Origin of the sequence: Candidatus Spongiisocius sp., from assembly GCF_965221825.1 — a bacterium.
Taxonomy (GTDB): domain Bacteria; phylum Actinomycetota; class Acidimicrobiia; order Spongiisociales; family Spongiisociaceae; genus Spongiisocius.
Map to the genome: position 1 here is coordinate 447005 of NZ_OZ244917.1, position 19376 is coordinate 466380.

Below are 19376 nucleotides of genomic sequence, written 5' to 3' on the forward strand. Positions count from 1 at the left end.
CCCTTCTATGATCGAGCGGCGTGGCGGATTTCGCAGTTGTCTCGGACTTCAACCCGGCCGGTGATCAACCGGCCGCCATCGACGCGCTGGTCGAGGGTGTGGAACGCGGCGATGCGTTCCAGACCCTGCTGGGCATCACCGGCTCCGGGAAGTCCGCCACCATCGCCTGGACGATCGAGCGAGCCCAACGTCCTGCCCTGGTGATCGCTCCGAACAAGGCCCTCGCCGCCCAGCTGGCCTCCGAGTTCCGCCAGTTCTTCCCCGGCAATCGGGTGGAGTACTTCGTCTCCTACTACGACTACTACCAACCGGAGGCCTACATCCCCCAGACCGATACCTACATCGAGAAGGACGCCACCATCAACGACGAGATCGACCGGCTCCGTCATGCTGCCACCTCGTCGCTGCTGTTCCGGGACGATGTGGTGATAGTGGCCAGCGTTTCCTGCATCTACGGCCTGGGCAGTCCCGACGAGTACGCCGGGCAGGTCCTCCGCCTGATCCGGGGCGTCGAGTTCCCGCTCCACCAGGCCATCCGCCGGCTGGTGGACATCCAGTACCAGCGCAACGAGGTGAACCTGGTGCGGGGCCGGTTCCGGGTTAGAGGCGACACCCTCGAGGTCTTCCCCGCCTACGAGGAGACCATCGCCCGAGTGGAGTACTTCGGAGATGAGGTGGAGAGGATCGTCCGCATCAACCCCGTCACCGGCGAGATCATCGACGAGATGAGGGAACTGTGGGTGTACCCGGCCACCCACTATGCCGCCTCGGAGGAGCGCATGGAGCGGGCGATGGTGGGCATCCAGGCCGAGCTACGAGAGCGCCTGGCGGAGCTGGAGCAGCAGGGAAAGCTGCTCGAGGCGCAACGGCTCCGCATGCGTACCACCTACGACCTGGAGATGATCCGCGAGGTGGGGTTCTGCTCCGGGATCGAGAACTACAGCCGCCACATCGACGGTAGGGCGCCCGGGGAGGCCCCCTATACGCTGCTCGACTACTTCCCGGATGACTTCCTGACCATCATCGACGAGAGCCACGTGGCCATCCCACAGCTCCACGGCCAGTACGAGGGGGATCGAAGCCGCAAGGACGTACTCGTGGAGCACGGTTTCCGCCTGCCTTCGGCACTCGACAACCGGCCGCTGCGCTTCGATGAGTGGTTGGAGAAGACCGGCCAGGTGATCTTCATGTCGGCCACGCCCAGCCCCTTCGAGCGCCGGCATTCCGATAACATCGTCGAGCAGATAGTGCGGCCCACCGGGCTGGTCGATCCCGAGGTGGTGGTCAGGCCCGCAAAGGGTCAGATAGACGATCTCATCGGGGAGATCCTGGACCAGGCTGTGCTGGGCAACCGGGTGCTGGTCACCACGCTGACCAAGAAGATGTCCGAGGATCTCACCGACTACCTGCTGGAAATGGGGATCCGGGCTCGCTACCTCCATTCGGAGATAGACACCCTGGAACGCGTTCAGCTGCTGCGCGAACTGCGGTTGGGGGAGTACGACGTGCTGGTAGGCATCAACCTGCTCCGGGAGGGACTGGACCTGCCCGAGGTGTCGTTGGTGGCGATCCTGGATGCCGATAAGGAAGGCTTCCTCCGCTCCGAGACCAGCCTGATCCAGATCATCGGCCGGGCGGCTCGGAACGTCTCGGGCCGGGTGATCATGTACGCGGACGACGTGACCGACTCCATGAGGGCCGCTATCGGGGAGACCAACCGGCGCCGCTACCTGCAGGTGCGCTACAACGAGGAGCACGGCATCGACCCCCAGACCATCCGCAAGAAGGTGTCCGACATCCTCGAGCTGGTGTCATCGAGCGGGTCATCGTCGCGCCGCCGGGACAGGAGCCTGGGCTCGATGGAGGTGAGCTCCCCGGTGGAGCTGGCCGGCGAGGACCTGGGCCGCATGATCCAGAGCCTTGAGGACGAGATGCGGGAAGCCGCCCGGGAACTCCGCTTCGAGTACGCCGCCCGTCTCCGCGACGAGGTGGCCGAACTCAAGCGCGAGATGAAGGAACTCAGCGAGGTAACGAGGTAGTAACCGCGTCGCCGGCCGAGCCTTGCCCTTGCCGCCGGACCGGCTGGTCACGGGCAACCGCTAGCATGGCGGGTATCCCGCCTCCCCTGTGTCGAACCGCCCGAGCTTCATGACCAGAGACAAGCTCATCGTTCGCGGAGCACGCGAGCACAACCTCCAGGACATCTCCGTCGAGCTTCCGCGCGAGAGGTTCATCGTCTTCACCGGCCTGTCCGGATCGGGGAAGTCCAGCCTGGCGTTCGACACCATCTACGCGGAGGGCCAGCGCCGCTACGTGGAGAGCCTGTCCGCTTACGCCCGCCAGTTCCTGGGTCAGATGGACAAGCCCGATGTGGACTTCATCGAGGGCCTGTCACCCGCCATCTCGATCGACCAGAAGACCGCCAGCCGGAATCCCCGTTCCACGGTCGGCACCGTCACCGAGATCCATGACTACCTCCGCCTCCTCTACGCCCGTATCGGGAAGCCCCACTGTCCCCGCTGCGGGAAGGTGGTGGCGCGCCAGACTCCCCAGCAGATCGTTGACCGGATAACCGAGCTCGAGGAGGGCACCCGCTTCCAGGTACTGGCGCCGATCGTCCGCGGACGTAAGGGGGAGTACGAGGAGCTGTTCCGGGACCTGTCCCGCCAGGGCTTCAGCCGGGCCCGGGTGGACGGTGAGATCATGGACCTGGCCGAGTCCATCCGTCTTGACCGCTATTACACCCACACCATCGAGGTGGTGGTCGACCGGCTGGTGGCGGGCCGGGGCGATATACGGCGCCTCACCGACTCTCTGGAAACCGCCTTGGGCCTGACCGGTGGCACCGCAGTGGTCGACGTCATCGACGGGTCTGAGCTGACCTTCAGCCAGCACCTCTCCTGCGACAGCTGCGGCATCTCGTTCGACCAGCTGGAGCCCCGGTCGTTCTCCTTCAACAGCCCCTACGGCGCCTGCGAGGCCTGCTCCGGCATCGGCACCAGGTTCGAGGTGGATCCCCGCCTGGTCGTACCGGATGACGAGCTCTCCATCGCGGATGGCGCGCTCGCCCCATGGGCTACGAACAGCAACCGCTACTACCAGCATCTCCTCAACGGCCTGGCCCGGACGCTGGGCTTCGACGTAGACGCCCGGTTCTGCGACCTGGACATCGAGCACCAGCAGGCGGTGCTGCACGGCACCGGGGACCTCCGGGTCCAGGTGTCCTTCACCAACCGGTTCGGCCGGCGGCGGCGCTACCGGGCCAAGTACGAGGGCGTGATCCCCGTGCTGCGCAGGCGGCACGAGCAGACCGAGTCGGATCATGCCCGGTCGGTTTACGAGGAGTACATGCGCCAGGTGCCCTGCCCGACCTGCTCCGGCGCCCGCCTCAACCCGGTCTCGCTGGCTGTCACGGTGGGGGGGCTGAACATCTTCGAGATGTGCGACCGTTCGATCCGGGCCACGCTCGAGGTGCTTGAGCAGTTCGAGCTCAACGACCGGGACACGACCATCGCCGGGCCGGTGCTGAAGGAGATCCACGAGCGCCTCCGTTTCCTCCTCGATGTGGGCCTCGAGTACCTGACCCTCTACCGCGGCGCCGCCACCCTTTCGGGAGGCGAGGCGCAGCGCATCCGCCTCGCAACGCAGATCGGCTCGGGACTGGTGGGCGTTCTATACGTGCTCGACGAGCCGTCCATCGGCCTTCACCAGCGGGACAACCGGCGGCTGCTCGAGACTCTGCTCCGGCTCCGTGATCTCGGTAACACCCTGATCGTGGTCGAGCACGACGAAGAGACCATTCGGACCGCCGATCACGTGGTCGACCTGGGCCCGGGAGCGGGTGAGCGGGGCGGGCACGTGGTGGCTGAAGGGGACCTGACGGACCTTCTGGCCGAGCCGGAATCGCTGACGGGCGCCTATCTGGCAGGGCGCCGGCACATCCCCACCCCCGAGCAGCGTCGCAACGGCGACGGGCGGTCGCTCACGGTGGTCGGAGCCGCCGAGAACAACCTGCGCAACCTCGACGTGGAACTCCCTCTGGGGAAGCTGATCGCCGTCACGGGGGTGTCCGGGAGCGGCAAGTCCTCCCTGGTGCAGGAAATCCTGTCGAAAGGCCTGCACAGCCGGCTGTATCGCTCGCGGGCCGTTCCCGGACGGCATCGCCGCATCGTCGGGGTCGAATACCTCGACAAGGTGATAAACATCGACCAGTCGCCCATCGGCCGCACCCCGCGCTCGAACGCCGCCACATACACGAAGGTGTTCGACCGGATCCGCAAGCTGTTCTCCTCCACGCCGGAGGCCCGGGCCCGCGGCTACCTGCCGGGGCGCTTCTCCTTCAATGTCAAGGGCGGACGGTGCGAGGCCTGCCGGGGCGATGGCAACATCAGGATCGAGATGCACTTCCTGCCGGACGTCTACGTGACCTGCGAGGTCTGCGAGGGCCGGCGCTACAACCGGGACACCTTGCAGGTGCTGTGGAAGGGCCGGTCGATCGCCGACGTCCTCAACATGCCGGCCGAGGAGGCCCTCTCGTTCTTCGAAGCACAGCCGCCGATCGCCCGCATTATCCAGACTATCTGCGATGTGGGCCTCGGTTACATCCGCCTCGGCCAGCCCGCCCCGACCCTCTCGGGCGGGGAGGCGCAGCGGGTGAAACTGGCGTCGGAGTTGGGGAAGCGGGCCACCGGCAACACCTTCTACATCCTCGACGAGCCCACCACCGGACTCCACTTCGAGGACACCCGCAAACTCCTGGAAGTGCTCCACCGCCTCGTGGACACCGGCAACACGGTGGTGGTGATCGAGCACAACCTGGACGTGGTGCGCTCCGCCGACTGGATCATCGACCTCGGCCCGGAAGGAGGCGACGAGGGCGGGCGGATCGTAGCCCTGGGAACCCCCGAGCAGGTGGCTGCCGTGCCCGAGTCCTACACCGGCAAGTTCCTCCGCGACGTACTCCCGTAAAGGGCGCCGGAGCCCTAGACGACCTGTAGGCCCTCCAGTTCGGCCGCTTCTGCCAGGCGATGGTCAAGGCACTCGAACCGCAGCGGAGAGGCGGTTTGCTCATTGACCAGCAGAGCGGCCCCGAGTTGGCCCGCGTCCGCGGCCCGTAGAGGATGACGCGCCAATAATAAGGCGGCACGCGATCTGACCGCCAGCACCTCGGTTACCTCATCCCAGGTATCGGCGAATGCGTTCAACCGTTTTAGCACTTCACGCCGTTGTCGCCTGGTGATCGATCCCTCACGGCTACAGCGTTCGACCGCACTGGTGATCTCGACGCGTGTCCATACCCACGTGACTATCTCGCCGTCTTCGGCAAGCCGTGAACGAACCGTCGCGGAAGCGGGCTCCGAAACGATCAGCGGGACGAGAGCAGACGCGTCCCAATACCTCATAGACGGTCCGCACGGTCCTCGTCCAACGCATCGGAGAGGCTCTTCGCGAGTTCCAGGGGGGCTGCGTTCAGGATCGCCGCCGGGTCTCCGCTGCCCGGTCGTAGGAGTCCCATGCCGACCAGTCTCTGCCGGGTTCCGCTGTTAGGTTCTGTTGGCGCAGTCAGCCTGGCGACGGGCGTTCCGCGGTCCAGGACTTGGACTTCGCCGCCGCGTCGTACCTCACGGAGGTAGCGAGAGAGGTTGGCTTTCAGTTCGGAGACCGATACCGTGCTCATGATGACCATTATAGTCTCAAAGTACAGACTATTCAAGTCAGATTCGTTTGGAGGGCCATGAGCGCACCAGGGAGACATGAACGGACGGGATGGATCGATCTAACCGGCTGGTGGCTGTCCGAGGCCGATGATCCGGCCTACCGGGAGGAAGTGATTCCGCTCTTCCTCAAGGTGTTCAGGCCGGTGCGAGACCACGTCCTGCTCGACCTCGGATGCGGGGACGGCCGCATCCAGGACCTGGTGGCGGCGCGGGGCGTGAAGGCAATCGGCGTGGACATCAACCTGGAACTGGCCGGGATCGCCGCCCGCAGGCACCCGGTCTTTCTGCACCGGCTGCCGGACCTGGCCTGCGTGAGGGATGCGGCGGTCGACGGGGCATACGTGGTGCTGGCGCTCGAACACTTCGAGGGTTCGCAGCGGTTCTTCTCCGAGACCGCCCGGGTCACTCGCGGCGGTGGAGCGTTGACGGTCGTCATCAACCATCCGGTCTACATGGCTCCCCGGTCCGGGCCGGTGATCGATCAGACCGACGGCGAGTTGCTCTGGCGATTCGGCCGCTACCTGAGCCGGGGAAACAGCTTCGAGCCCGCCGGTGACCAGGCCATCGAGTTCCGGCACCGGCCCGTCGGGGTGCTGCTCACCGCCGCGGCCGGCGCCGGATGGCACTTGGAGGAAATCCGCGAGGAGGGTGTGGCGGCGGAGACCGCCGCCCGTGACGATCTGGCGGCCCTGCACGGCGACATTCCCCGCCTGATGGCCATCCGATGGCGCCGACGTAGTAGACCCGGCCCTCCGCCTAAGCGATAGGGCCGGGTCTGGTTGTTCGACTTTCGATTTCGGCTAACGGATCAGCCTGCCGCTCGCGCCGACGCCAGCCAACCGTCGACCATGTCGCGGTTAGCAGCGATCCAAGCCTCGGCATCGCCTTCGATATCAGCCTCGGAGTATTCCCCGGCGGCCATCCTGGCGTTCTGTGCCGCGATGTCAGCCAGCGGGATCGCCACCAACTCGAGGAGTTGACGGATGTCCGGGTTCCTATCCAAGAAGTCGGTGTTGGCCACCGCTCGGATGTCGTTGATGTCGGACTGCACCCACACGGCATTCTGGCCCGGCACCAGGGCGGTGCTGGTCCAGTTGGGCGTCCAGGCATAGAACAACGCCGACTCGCCGGCCGCTACCTCATCGATGACGCCTCTGATCAACTGGTCGTAGGTGCCGGAGATCTGCTCCACACCGGCGCCCCAGCTCTCGTTGGCGATCTGTTCGTTGAACTCGACCTGGCATCCCCATCCGACATTGCAGCCGATGAAGTCGGCCTTGCCGTTGCCGTTCTTATCGAAGGCCCCGGCATTGGCGGCCACGCCGTCCATCGAGGAGATTCCCAGCCTGTCGGCTGTGGCCTTATCGACCATGATGCCCGAGCCGCCGCCGCCGGCTACCTGCCAGCCAACCACCTCAATGGGTAGATCGACCGCTTGGCCGGTGACGTTCTCTCCCTCCAGGAAGATGCCATGAAGGGGGAACCAGCCGTTGGCCCAGAGGTCGTACTGGCCCGCGGCTAGGGCGGGATAGAACGAGTAAGGCCTGAGTTCGGCGGCTGCCGGATCGGTGACCTCGTGTCCGAGCTCCTCGATCAGCTGCGCATAGATGGCAGCCTGCATGTAGCCGGAACTCCAATCGGCCCGGGCGATCGCCACGGGGCCCTCCTCTTCTTGGACGGCGCAGGCCGAGAGCACCAGCACGAATGCCGCGACCGCGGCGATCCGGGCGCTCGATCGCTTGATCATTCTTCACCTCCTCTTCCCAGTCGCTCAATCAAGCCGCTGTGTTGTGCTTGGAAGATGGCCTCGTCGTAGTGGCTCTCCAAGAGGTCGAGCTCTTCGTCGAAGGCCTTCTTCAGGCTCCACAGCATTATCAGGAGCACGAAGAGGAAGGGCAGTCCGGTAGCCACGGCAGCCGTCTGTAGGGCCGACAGGCCGCCTCCGACCAGCAGAACTATGGCCACCAATCCTTCCATCAGTGCCCAGAACACACGCTGCGGCTTGGGCGAGTCGAGCTTTCCGCCCGACGTCAGGTGGTCCACCACCAGGGATCCCGAGTCCGACGAAGTTACAAAGAACGAGACCAGCAGCAGGATGCCCACTATCGAGACGAAGAAGGTCCATGGGAAGGCCTCCAACATCACGAACAGGGCGGTCGCCACGTTCTCGTTGACCGCGGTGGCCACGTCCAGTTCTCCCGTCATCTGCAGGTTCATGGCTGCTCCGCCGAACACCGCGAACCAGAGGAAGCACAGGAGGCAGGGAAGGACGATCACACCGATGATCATCTCTCGCACCGAGCGTCCCTTGGAGATCCGGGCGATGAACATACCAACGAAGGGGGACCAGGAGATCCACCATCCCCAGTAGAAGATGGTCCACCACTGCTGCCACTGCGTTTCGAGCAGAGCGGCATTCCAGAAGGAGAACTCCGGCAGGATCTGGATGTAAACGCCGATGCTCTCGACGTAGAGCGAGAGAACCAGCAGGGTCGGGCCCACTAGGAGCACGAATACCAGGAACGCCGCTGCTAGCCAGACATTGAGCGCGCTCAACCTCTTGACCCCGGCGTCCAGTCCAGCCACCACCGAGATGGTTGCCAGTCCGGTGATGCCCGCGATGAGCAGCACCTGGGTTAACAGATTGTCCGGGATACCGAAGACCTGGTTAAGCCCTGCGGCAGCCTGAGAGGCGCCGAATCCCAGCGAGGTGGCAAGTCCGAACAGGGTGGCCACCACTGTGAGGATGTCGATCGCATTACCCCACGTGCCGTAGATCCTCGGACCCAGGATCGGGTAGAACACCGATCGGAAGGTCAGAGGCAGTCCCCGGTTGTAGGCGAAGAACCCCAGAGCGAGGGCTACCAGGCCGTACAGCGCCCATCCATGGATCCCCCAGTGGAGGTAGGAGGTCGCCAGTGAGGCTCTCGCAGCTTCCGTTGACAAGGGTTCTACGTCGAACAGGGGAGGCGGCGCCGTCAGGTGGAAGATCGGCTCCGCAACGCCCCAGAACATCAACCCGATGCCGAGGCCCGCGGAGATCAACATGGCGTACCATGCGGGCGTGGAGAACTCCGGGAGCGCTGCCGGGCCACCTAGTCGGATCTTGCCGTACCTCCCGAGCGCGAAGTAGAGCGCCGCGCCTATGAAGACGTTGAACGAGATTATGTACAGCCAGCCCACCTTCTCGTTGATGAAGCTGAGGATGGCGCTGAACACCCCGGCCGCCTGATCCGGGAAGATCAGGGTGGCTGCGATGAACAGCAGCAGGAATCCGGCGGCGGAGAACGTCACCTGGGGATGTATATCGAATCCCCACCTGACGATGTTCCTGTCACCTGGCTCCCGATCTGCCACCTCGGGATAGAAGTCGATGTCAGGGTCGATCTGGAGACCTTCGAAGTGTGAACGTTCCCGGATGGCAGCCTCACGGCGGCGTTCCCGGTCCCTCTCCCAGTCGTCGTAGGCCTCGGAGATGCTGGTGAGGTCGAGGTCCTGGTCATGGCCCTTGTTGTCAGCCATGACGACCTCTCCCGATTCTCACGACCATACGAACTCCTTTCAGTCGCCTGGCAGTCCCGGCGCCGTCGCCTGCCGGGAACCCGTATCTGTTCACTATATGAACAAGGCAGTCCGAGTGATCACGGAAACGCTATTTTTGTTTCGGTAAGTGAGCAGAAAGCACCGCTAGCCTTGGCACAGCCCCTACCGGAGACCGCTGTGCGACGCACCCTGATCGCCTGTTCGCTGTCGGCCGTGGTGCTGCTGGCCGTGGGGGCGGTCGTCCCGGCTTCGGGTCAGCCGGAGGAAGAACCCGCCGAGCCGAAGACCGTGCGGATGGCCCGGGCCACCTGGGACACCGGCTGGTTCCAGGCCGAGGTGTACCGGCTCCTGCTGCTGCGCCTGGGGTATCGCGTGGATGGTCCGGTCACCATGGAGAACCCGGACTTCTATCGCGCGGTGGCAGCGGGCGAGGTCGATCTCTGGGCGAACGGATGGTTCCCGACCCATGACGGTCTCATCGAGGAGGAACTCGTGGAGGCGGTCGGGACGCAGGTCGACGCGGGAGCGCTCCAGGGATATTTCGTCGACGCTGCCACGGCCCGGGCTCACGGCATAACCAACCTCGGAGATCTGGCCGATCCCGAAGTAGCCGCTCTGTTCGACCGAGACGGCGACGGGCGAGCCGACTTGATCGGCTGCGAGACCGGGTGGACCTGCTCCCATGTCATCGAACACCATCTAGACGTGTTCGGACTGGCCACCACCGTGGAGCAGGTACAGGGGGATTACTCGCCGCTGATAGCGGATACCATCGCCCGTTTCGAGGCCGGACAGCCGGTCCTCTACTACACGTGGACTCCGAACTGGACCGTCGGCGAGCTGGTTCCCGGTCGTGACGTGGTGTGGCTGGAGACACCGTTCTCCTCCCTCCCTCCCGACCAGGCGGCCTTTCTCGACCGCACGTCAATACCGGGAATACCGGGATGCGTCAACAATCCATGCGAGGTGGGGTGGCCCCCCAACGACATCCGGGCTGTGGCCAACTCCGGTTTTCTCGAAGCCAACCCGTCGGTTCGCAGGCTCCTCGAACAGGTGGTGATACCCCTCGAGGATATCTCCCGGCAGAACGCGGATATGGTCCACGATGAGGGTGATCCGGAGGACATCCGGAGGCACGCCGAAGAATGGCTGGTGGTCAATTCGGACGTGGTGTCCGCCTGGATCGAAGCCGCCGACCCGGAGGCCACCGCCGTGGGTGGCGCCGGAGCCGGTTCTGCAGCCGCGGGCGGGGTACTCACGGTCGCTGCACGTACCCTTCCTCCGTTCGTCATCTACGACGAGGGGACCTATAGCGGTTTCGAGGTCGACCTGGTGCGGCTCATCGCCGCCCACCTGGGCATGACGGTCGAGGTCTACGCGGTCGACACCGTGGCCAAGCAGGTTGACGACATCCACCGCGGCCTGGCGGCCGTGGGGTTGGGGGGCGTCGCGATTACCGGTCATCGGGAGGAAGCGATCGACTTCTCGCTTCCGTTGCTCGACACCGGCCTTACGATCATGTCCGCCACCCGCGGATCCGAAGCGGTATGGGACCGCATCCTGGTCTTCCTGCATGCCATCTGGGGTTCGGACCTGCCCTGGCTTCTCGTGGTGTTCGCGGTCGCCGTCCTGGTCGCGGCGCACGTGATCTGGTGGCTGGAACGGAAGCACAACGCTGACTTCGCGGTGCCTTACCGCCGCGGCATCTGGGACTCGTTCTACTGGTCGGTCGTGACCATGAGCACGGTCGGTTACGGAGACAAGGTGGCCCGCGGAAGATCGGGCAGGTTGTTCGCCCTGATCTGGATCGCCCTGGGCACCCTGGTCTTCGCCAGCTTCACCGCCGCCATCGCGTCGTCGTTGGCGGTGAGCGAACTCCGGGGCGACATCGACGGACCCGCCGACCTCCCCGGTAATCGGGTCGCCACCGTGCACAACTCGGCCGGACACACGTACCTGACCGGCGTCGGCGTCGGCCCGGTCGTGGTGCATGACATCGAGCAGGCATACGATCTTCTGGCTCGGGGCGAGGTCGAAGCAATCGTATTCGACGCGCCGGTTCTCCGGTTCCACGTATCGCGCGAGGGCGAGGGCGAGGTCACCACGGTCGGCCCGCTGTTCGATAAGGTCCAGTACGGTCTGATGGTCAGCGAGGACGACATTGAGCTACGCGAGAGGATTGATCTGGCCCTCCTGGACCTGATCGAATCCGGTGCCTACCAGCACATTTACAACCGGTGGTTCGGCGCGCTCGGTTGATGGGCTATCCGGCGCCGAGAGGAACGAACCCGTGAACCGCCCCGCTCCGGCTGAGATCCCCGACGCTCCGGGCGCCTACCTGTTCCGCGATCGGCATGGCCGGGTTAATTACGTGGGCAAGGCGAAGTCGCTCCGCAAGCGGGTCTCCACCTACTTCACAGGAGATCTGCCCCCTCGGACCCAGGCCATGGTCGAGGCGTCTGACGGAGTGGAGTGGATCATGGTGGATAGCGAGGTGGCCGCCCTGTTCCTGGAGTTCTCGCTGATCAAGGAGCACCGGCCCCGCTTCAACATCCGCTTGCGGGACGACAAGAGCTACCCCTATCTCGCCATAACCCGGTCCGATCTCTGGCCGCGGGCTCGGGTGATGCGGGGCGCCAAGCGCAAGGGTGTCCAGTACTTCGGCCCCTTCGCCCATGCCTATGCCATCCGTAACACCCTGGATCTGCTGCTCAAGTCGCTACCGATCCGTACCTGCTCCGATGCGGTGTTCCGGCGACACGAACTGAAGGGCAGGCCGTGCATCGAGTACGAGATCGAGCGGTGTTCGGCGCCCTGCGTGGGTTATGTCGACCCGGACACCTACGCCGGGTACGTGAGCGGTCTGGACCAGGTTCTCTCGGGCAGCGCTGACACCCTGATCGAAGGCATCGAATCCCGGATGGCCGAAGCGTCCGAGAAACTGGACTATGAGCGCGCCGCCCGCCTGCGCGACCAGGCTCAGGATGTAAGGCGCGCAGTGGCCCGCCAGGAAGTGGTCACCGACAAGCGGGAGGACTTCGACCTCATCGCCATGGAGGAGACCGACCTCGAGACCTCAGTGCAGGTGCTCAAGGTGCGCAACGGCCGCATCGTGGGACGGTTGGGGTCGATCATCGACAAGGTCGAGGACGTGACGCCCTCGCAGGTCACCGCCACGGTCCTCCGGGATCTCTACGACGAGTCCTCGCCACCGCCCCGTCTCATCCTGGTGGAAGCCCTGCCCCCCGACGACGAGCCCTGGTCGGATCTCCTGTCCCAGCGACGCGGTGCTCGGGTGACCCTCAGATCTCCCAAGCGGGGCGCCAAACGCCGGCTGCTGGAGACTGCCAGGACCAACGCCTCCGAGGCTCTCCTACGGCACCGGCTGAGGCGCCAGTCCGACCACAACGCCCGAGCACGCGATCTGCGCAGCCTCCAGACCGCCCTGGCGCTCCCGGAGCCACCACTGCGGATCGAGGCGTACGACGTCTCGACGATCCAGGGGCGCCACACCGTGGCGTCGATGGTCGTCCTCGAGGACGGGCTTCCCCGCAGGGCCGACTACCGGAGGTTCCGGATCCGGACCGTGACCGGGCAGGACGACTTCTCCTCGATGGAGGAGGTGATTCGCCGGCGCTTCACCGCATATCTCGCCGACCTCGACAAACCCGTTTCCGAACGGGGAAAGTTCGCCTACCCGCCCTCGCTGGTGCTGATCGACGGGGGACCGGGGCAGATCGCCAGGGCGGTCGAGGTCCTCGCCCGGCTCGATCTCGACATACCCGTGGCAGGGCTGGCGAAGCGCATGGAGGAGGTGTACGTCCCGGGCCAGGTGGACCCGATCGTCATCCCGAGGGACCAGCCCGCACTCCACCTGCTCCAACGGGTCCGTGACGAGGCCCATCGCTTCGCCCTCATGTATCACCGCCAACTCCGAGGGAAACGGATGATCGATTCCATACTCGACGACGTGGACGGGGTCGGACCGGCTCGCAAGAAGGCCCTGGTCCGGACGTTCGGATCGGTCAAGAGGATGCGAGAGGCCAGCGTAACCCAACTGGCCGAGGTGGTACCGCTACGGGTCGCCGAGAACCTCTACGCTACCTTGCATGGCTGAGCCCGACGCCCCGGTACCTACCTCTACGGGCCATGGTTCCCGGTTGCTGGTCCTCACCGGGCTTTCGGGCGCCGGCCGCTCCACCGGCGCCAAGGTCCTCGAGGACCTGGGCTTCTACGTGATCGACAACCTGCCGCCGTTCCTTCTCCGCCAGGTTGTCGAGCTGAACGACCTGCAGGCGGGCGGGCGGCACCTGGCGGTGGTTCTGGACAGCCGCGGCGGCTTCCCACTCACCGAACTCGAGGCCCACATCCGGGAGTTGGAAAGATCCGGCATCGGAATGACGCTGGTCTTCCTGGACGCTGACGACGACGTCCTGACCCGCCGCTACGAGGAGCACCGCCGGCCCCATCCCCTCGGATTGCCGACCCTGGCCGACTCGATCGCCGCCGAGCGCGAGATGATGGTCGACCTCCGGCTCCGGGCCGACATGTACATCAACACGAGCGAGACGAACGTCCATCAGCTTCGCGAGTGGTTCGGGAGCCACCTTTCGGCGCTGGTGGACGAACACGCGATGCGCCTGGCGGTCACCTCGTTCGGCTTCAAGAACGGTACGCCCCGCGACAATGACCTCATGTTCGACGTACGCTTCCTCCCCAATCCTCACTGGGTGCCCGGCCTCCGCCTCCTCACCGGTCGGGATGAGCCGGTTCGAACCTTCGTGCTCAACACCGACGATGCGCGCGGTTTCCTCAAGCGGATCCGTGACCTGCTGTCCTTCCTGATCCCGCGCTACCGCGAGGAGGGCAAGTCCTACGTGAGCATCGGGATCGGCTGCACGGGAGGGCGACACCGGTCCGTGGCCATCGCCGAGGAACTGGGGGAGTGGTTGGGCGACGAGGGATATCACGCCACAATCCGGCATCGGGATGTCGAGCAGGAGAGCAAGTAACTCGTGAAGAGGTTCTTGACCGTCGCGGATCTCCCAGTGCCCGCGCGCCGGGTGCTGCTCCGCTCCGACCTGAACGTTCCCCTTCGCGACGGCCAGGTAGCCGATGACTTTCGCCTCCGAGCGGCGCTCCCCGCCATCGGCCAGCTCCGTGATGCGGGAGCAGCGGTCATCCTTTGCAGCCATCTAGGACGGCCCCGAGGCTGCGTGGTGGACGGGATGCGAATGGCGCCCGTCGCCAGGACACTGTCCGAGTTGGGTGGATTCCCGGTCGCCCATGCGGCCGACTCGGTCGGCGAGAGCGCCCGGCGCCTGGTCGGAGAGGCCGGTCCGGGCGACGTGGTGCTGCTGGAGAACACCCGTTTCCATCCGGGCGAGACCACCAACGACCCCGACTATGCGTCGGAGTTGGCCGAGTGGGCCGATTTCTTCGTGCTGGACGCCTTCGGCTCGGCCCACCGGGCCCATGCTTCCACGACCGGAGTGTCTGCTCTGCTCAGATCAGCCGCCGGGCCGCTCCTCGAACGCGAGCTGGACGTCTTCCGGCACCTCATGGACAGCCCTCCCCGCCCGTTCACCGTGGTGCTGGGCGGCGCCAAGATCTCTGACAAGCTTCCGCTCATCCGGGCGCTGCTGCCCAAGGTGGACACCATGCTGGTGGGCGGCGGCATGTGCTTCAGCCTCCTGGCCGTCGAGGGCTACGAGGTCGGCAAGTCGCTGGTGGAGCCGGACCGTTTCGACTCATTGCGCGAGCTCCTGAGTAGCCCGGCGGCGGACCGGCTGGTCCTACCCTCCGATATAGTCACCGCCGACCGGTTCGAGGAGGGCGCCGCCGCCACCGCGGTAGGCGTGAGCTCCATCGAGGAAAGCGCCTGGGGCCTGGACATCGGCCCCGCCACCGCCGAACAGTTCGCCGAGGTCATCGGAGGTTCCGGGTCGGTGTTCTGGAACGGCCCCATGGGGGTGTTCGAGTGGGAGGCCTTCCGGGCAGGCACCGCCACGGTGGCGACCGCGATGGCCCGATCGAGCGCCTTTCGAGTCGCCGGCGGCGGCGACTCCGTGGCCGCGCTGCGAATGCTCGGCTGCCAGGCCGACCTCGATCACCTGTCGACAGGTGGTGGGGCCGGGCTGGAACTGCTGGAAGGCCGGACCCTGCCGGGAGTGAGGGGACTGGAACGATGGGCTCGGTAGCGCGCAAGCCCCTGATGGTTGGCAACTGGAAGATGCACGGGACCTACTTCGAGGCGATGCAATGGGTCCAGGCGCTGAGCTACCAGCTCGATCCGGCCGATTACGACCGGGTCGACGTCGGGGTTGCGCCTTCCTTCACCTCTCTCCGCTCGGTCCAGACCGTGGTCCAGATGGACGACCTCCCGATCCACATAGTGGCGCAGAACGTGCATTGGGCCAAGGACGGCGCCCACACCGGTGAGGTTTCGGCCCGCATGCTTGCCAAGCTGGCTGTCAGCTACGTCATCGTCGGCCATTCGGAGCGCCGCAGGGATTTTGGCGAGGACGACCGGATGGTCAACAGGAAGGCTCGGGCGGCACTGTCGGAAGGAGTCACGCCGATCGTGGCGGTGGGCGAGACCCTGGAGGAACGGGAAGCCGGTCGCGCCGAGGAGACGGTGGGTCGGCAGGTATCTGGCGCGCTGGCCAGGATACCCTCCGACCAGGTCGCCCGGCTGGTGGTCGCGTACGAACCGGTGTGGGCGATCGGCACCGGCCGCCATGCCCGACCGTCGGTCGCTCAGGAGATGTCCTCGTCTATCAGGAACCGCATCCGGTCACGGCACGGGGAATCGGCTGACCAGGTGCGGATCATCTACGGCGGGTCGATCAACCCGGGTAACGTGGCCGCTCTCATGGCCAAGCTGGACATAGACGGTGGCCTGATCGGGGGAGCCTCTCTCGACCCGGGGACGCTGGCGGCCTGCGTGAGGTACTGGACGTAGGAGGGAGGGAGTGGACGCGTATGACCCGACCGAACGAACTGGTCCTACTACGGCATGGTGAGAGCACGTGGAACCTGGAGAATCGCTTCTCCGGCTGGACCGACGTGCCGCTCACTGTGAGCGGGAGGGAGGAAGCGACATCCGCCGGCCTGTTGATGGCGGAGGAAGGCCTGGCCTTCGACATCGTCCACACCTCGTTGCTTCGAAGGGCCATCAACACCGCCAACCTCGCCCTGGACCGCATGGATCTGCACTGGTTGCCCGTGTGCCGGAGCTGGCGGCTCAACGAGCGTCACTACGGCGGGTTGCAAGGCCTGAACAAGAAGGAGACCGCCGCCCTGCATGGCGCGGATCAGGTCTTCCAATGGAGGCGGAGCTACGCGGTGCCGCCCCCGGCCCTGGAAACGGACGACCCGCGCCATCCCCGCTTCGACCGGAGGTACGGGGACGTGGCGGCCGGCGACCTCCCCGCTTCCGAGTGCCTGGCCGACGTGGTCGCGCGCGCGGTGCCCTACTGGAGGGCGGGGATCATGCCTGACCTGTCCGCGGGACGACGCGTGCTGGTGGTCGCCCACGGCAACAGCATCCGCGCCCTGCTCAAGTACCTGAAGCAGATCGGCGACGATGAGATCACCCGCCTCAACATCCCCACCGGTATCCCGCTGGTCGTGGAACTGGACGATGATCTCCGGTACGCCGGAGACCGGTACTTGGGCGACCCGGCCGTTGCGGCGGCGGCCGCCGCGGCGGTGGCCGCTCAAGCCGGATAGTTTGTAGTTGCTAATTGCTAGTTATGAGGTAATTACCATATAGTCTACTACTGTCTATAGTAGGTCATCATGGGTCGCTATCAGGACTTGGGGGTCTGGCGGAAGTCTCTCGAGTTGGCAGATATGGTCTATCGGCCATCGGCCGGGTTTCCGTCTTCAGAGAAATACGGTATGACGGTCCAAGCACGACGGTCTGTATGCTCGATCGCGGCGAATATCGCCGAGGGGGCGGCGCGCCATGGCGGCAGAGTGTTCATCCGTTTTCTAGGAATCGCGAGCGGATCACTCGCAGAGACAGAACCCATCTGATCTTGGCGGGCCGTCTGGGAATGGCCGACGAGAAGCACGTCGAGGACGTTCTGGCCTGTGCCGAAGAGGTTGGTAAGATGTTGACCGGGCTCAAGCAGGCACTGCGCTAGAGCCAACTAGCAACTACCGACTAACCAACTAGGAACTAGGAACTACCTAATGACGATCGCGATCGCCATCATCACCGTGCTCCACCTGATAGTGGCGGTAGCGCTGGTATTCCTGATCCTGCTCCACGCCGGCAAAGGCGGGCTCGGCGACATGTTCGGCGGCGGGATGCAGGCGGGCGGTATGGGCGGATCGACGCTCGCCGAGCGGAACCTGGATCGCATGACCGTTGTCGTGGCGGTCCTGTTCGCGGCCACCACCGTCAGCCTGGCGATCCTTCTCGGGCGCTGAACTCATGATCCTCGGGCGGCGGCCGGGGGCATACCTAAGCACGGGTTGATGACCGCACCCCCTGGGGAGACCGCGGCGTGAACCCCAGACACCGCCTGGCGCTCCTGATCGGCTTGGTGCTGCTGGCGGGGCTCGCGGCGCTGGTCGCCATCCGATCAGCGGGGCCGTCAAGTCCGGGGACCGCGACGGTCGAGCTCGCCGAGCCGCTCGAAACCACCACCACGACCGGCCTGAAAGAACCCTCCTCCTCTGTACCGGCCGACGACCGAAAAGAACCCTCCTCCTCGGTACCGGCCGACGAGCGACCGGCCGGCACAGCTCCCGTAGCCGCGCCTGAGGACACCTCCGCCGAAACAGCCACGGCACCGGCCGACTCCACCGAAGAGCCGCCGGTCACTCCGGCGGAGGACCCCCTGGCGGCGGACATAGAGGCCGACCTCCAAGTCCTTCTCGACTCGTTGACCACCGGGCTGGACACCGAGGCCATCGTCCGCCTCGGCCGGTCCGGCGACCGGCGGGTCGCCTGGATCATCGCGGATCTCATGCGCTTCATCCCTCCCGATTCCTCCGGCCTCCGGTTCGCATTCACCGAACTGACAGGCGTCGACCTCGGCGCGAACGCGTGGCGCGACGCCACCAACCAGCTGATCACATGGGACACGCCTGCGCCGCCCGGGCTTGCCAGGTGGAAGGGAGGGTTGTACACCCTGGTCGAGCTGGGATGGGCGCCGTTCTTCGCCGACGAGGACTCGCTCATCGACTGGCGCCACGTCACCTGGGGCGGGGTGCTGATCGACGACCGCCCTCTCAACTCGACTCATCTACCGTGCCCCCGGGGCTGCATCCCGGCGCTCAACGATCCCAGTCTGGTACCCGCCTCCGAGGGTGACTACTACCCCGATGATGCATACGTGTTCGCGGTGAGCGTCAACGGGGAGGCGGTGGCGTTCCCCAAGAACATGATGGAAGTCCACGAGATGGTCAACATAACGGTCGGTGGAAGGCGATTGGGGATCCCGTACTGCACGCTGTGCGGCTCCGCCCAGGCCTACTTCACTGACGTGGTGCCCGACTCGGTCCGCGACCGGCTCGGGGATGCCGGGACGTTCGAACTCCGCACGTCCGGGCTCCTGTCACGCTCCAACAAGATGATGTACGAGTACCACACGCGTTCCATGTTCGACACGTTCACCGGCCGAGCGGTCAGCGGTCCTCTCCGGGAGGCGGGAGTCCGGCTGCCCCAGACCACCATGGTGACCTCGCGATGGGGGGAGTGGAGGGCCGCCAATCCGCACACTCTCATCGTGGCGGAGGACGGAGGGCTCGGCCGGTCCTACCCGGAGGATCCGCTGCGGGGTCGTGACGACGATGGTCCGATCTTCCCGATAGGAGACTGGGACGACCGCCTGCCGGTCCAGGAGAAGGTGCTCGGTGTCCTGGTCGACGAGGGAGCGGCCCCCACTGCGGTGGCTTTCCCGGTCGCCGACGCCCAGGCAACCCTGAGGCGAGGTGGAGCGGTCGAGCACGAGGGGATCGTCGTCACGCTGGACGGAGGCGGCCTGCGCGCCCTGGGACCGGACGGAGCCGAGATACCCGCCCATGAGGCCTTCTGGTTCGCGTGGAGCCAATTCCATCCCGGAACCGATCTCTGGAAACCCGCCGACGGGTAAGCGC

Annotated in this window: 16 protein-coding genes; 12 read left to right on the forward strand and 4 right to left on the reverse strand. The window is 65.6% G+C overall.

The features are described 5' to 3' along the window. Positions 1–20: 20 nt before the first annotated feature. Both uvrB and uvrA read left to right on the forward strand, forming a co-directional pair. Positions 21–2039 carry an excinuclease ABC subunit UvrB gene (gene uvrB, locus ACOQPD_RS02035; protein WP_420613239.1) on the forward strand — a complete coding sequence of 673 codons (2019 nt, stop codon included), beginning with the start codon at positions 21–23 and terminating at the stop codon, positions 2037–2039. Between the two features lie 109 nt (positions 2040–2148). Beyond that, on the forward strand, positions 2149–4968 hold the full coding sequence (gene uvrA, locus ACOQPD_RS02040; RefSeq protein WP_420613240.1) for an excinuclease ABC subunit UvrA: 2820 nt from the start codon (positions 2149–2151) through the stop codon (positions 4966–4968). A 14-nt stretch (positions 4969–4982) separates the two neighbouring features. Here the strand turns inward: uvrA and ACOQPD_RS02045 are convergent, their stop codons facing one another. Continuing rightward, positions 4983–5402, reverse strand: coding sequence for a type II toxin-antitoxin system VapC family toxin (locus ACOQPD_RS02045; RefSeq protein ID WP_420613241.1), 420 nt, complete (start codon positions 5400–5402; stop codon positions 4983–4985). Next, the gene (locus ACOQPD_RS02050) at positions 5399–5713 is read right to left on the reverse strand and encodes a type II toxin-antitoxin system Phd/YefM family antitoxin (protein ID WP_420613242.1); all 315 of its coding nucleotides are present in this window, start codon (positions 5711–5713) and stop codon (positions 5399–5401) included. Before ACOQPD_RS02050 ends, ACOQPD_RS02045 begins: the two co-directional genes overlap by 4 nt. Positions 5714–5734: 21 nt before the next feature. Here ACOQPD_RS02050 and ACOQPD_RS02055 point away from each other — a divergent pair, with 21 nt between their 5' ends. Then, on the forward strand, positions 5735–6484 hold the full coding sequence (locus ACOQPD_RS02055) for a class I SAM-dependent methyltransferase (RefSeq protein ID WP_420613243.1): 750 nt from the start codon (positions 5735–5737) through the stop codon (positions 6482–6484). A gap of 41 nt (positions 6485–6525) precedes the next feature. On the opposite strand, the gene ACOQPD_RS02060 is transcribed toward ACOQPD_RS02055, so the two are convergent. Both ACOQPD_RS02060 and ACOQPD_RS02065 read right to left on the reverse strand, forming a co-directional pair. Continuing rightward, positions 6526–7464, reverse strand: a complete 939-nt coding sequence (locus ACOQPD_RS02060; RefSeq protein WP_420613244.1) for a glycine betaine ABC transporter substrate-binding protein — start codon at positions 7462–7464, stop codon at positions 6526–6528. Beyond that, the gene (locus ACOQPD_RS02065) at positions 7461–9239 is read right to left on the reverse strand and encodes a BCCT family transporter (protein WP_420613245.1); all 1779 of its coding nucleotides are present in this window, start codon (positions 9237–9239) and stop codon (positions 7461–7463) included. The genes ACOQPD_RS02060 and ACOQPD_RS02065 overlap by 4 nt, the downstream gene beginning before the upstream one ends. Positions 9240–9437: 198 nt before the next feature. Between ACOQPD_RS02065 and proX the strand changes: the two genes are divergently transcribed. The 9 genes from proX (at position 9438) to ACOQPD_RS02110 (ending at position 19372) form a co-directional block, all read left to right on the forward strand. Then, positions 9438–11519 carry a glycine betaine/L-proline ABC transporter substrate-binding protein ProX gene (gene proX / locus ACOQPD_RS02070; RefSeq protein WP_420613246.1) on the forward strand — a complete coding sequence of 694 codons (2082 nt, stop codon included), beginning with the start codon at positions 9438–9440 and terminating at the stop codon, positions 11517–11519. Positions 11520–11550: 31 nt separating this feature from the next. Continuing rightward, positions 11551–13377, forward strand: coding sequence for an excinuclease ABC subunit UvrC (gene uvrC / locus ACOQPD_RS02075; protein ID WP_420613247.1), 1827 nt, complete (start codon positions 11551–11553; stop codon positions 13375–13377). Continuing rightward, positions 13370–14272, forward strand: coding sequence for an RNase adapter RapZ (gene rapZ, locus ACOQPD_RS02080; protein ID WP_420613248.1), 903 nt, complete (start codon positions 13370–13372; stop codon positions 14270–14272). Before uvrC ends, rapZ begins: the two co-directional genes overlap by 8 nt. A gap of 3 nt (positions 14273–14275) precedes the next feature. Further along, positions 14276–15460 carry a phosphoglycerate kinase gene (locus ACOQPD_RS02085; protein ID WP_420613249.1) on the forward strand — a complete coding sequence of 395 codons (1185 nt, stop codon included), beginning with the start codon at positions 14276–14278 and terminating at the stop codon, positions 15458–15460. After that, positions 15448–16224: a triose-phosphate isomerase gene (gene tpiA / locus ACOQPD_RS02090; protein ID WP_420613250.1), complete on the forward strand. Its 777-nt coding sequence runs from the start codon at positions 15448–15450 to the stop codon at positions 16222–16224. Before ACOQPD_RS02085 ends, tpiA begins: the two co-directional genes overlap by 13 nt. Positions 16225–16244: 20 nt before the next feature. Further along, on the forward strand, positions 16245–16994 hold the full coding sequence (gene gpmA / locus ACOQPD_RS02095; RefSeq protein WP_420613251.1) for a 2,3-diphosphoglycerate-dependent phosphoglycerate mutase: 750 nt from the start codon (positions 16245–16247) through the stop codon (positions 16992–16994). Between the two features lie 123 nt (positions 16995–17117). Continuing rightward, the gene (locus ACOQPD_RS02100) at positions 17118–17303 is read left to right on the forward strand and encodes a four helix bundle protein (protein WP_420614417.1); all 186 of its coding nucleotides are present in this window, start codon (positions 17118–17120) and stop codon (positions 17301–17303) included. Positions 17304–17462: 159 nt separating this feature from the next. Next, positions 17463–17702, forward strand: coding sequence for a preprotein translocase subunit SecG (gene secG, locus ACOQPD_RS02105; RefSeq protein ID WP_420613252.1), 240 nt, complete (start codon positions 17463–17465; stop codon positions 17700–17702). Between the two features lie 77 nt (positions 17703–17779). Continuing rightward, on the forward strand, positions 17780–19372 hold the full coding sequence (locus tag ACOQPD_RS02110; RefSeq protein ID WP_420613253.1) for a DUF3179 domain-containing (seleno)protein: 1593 nt from the start codon (positions 17780–17782) through the stop codon (positions 19370–19372). The last annotated feature ends 4 nt before the right edge of the window (positions 19373–19376 follow it).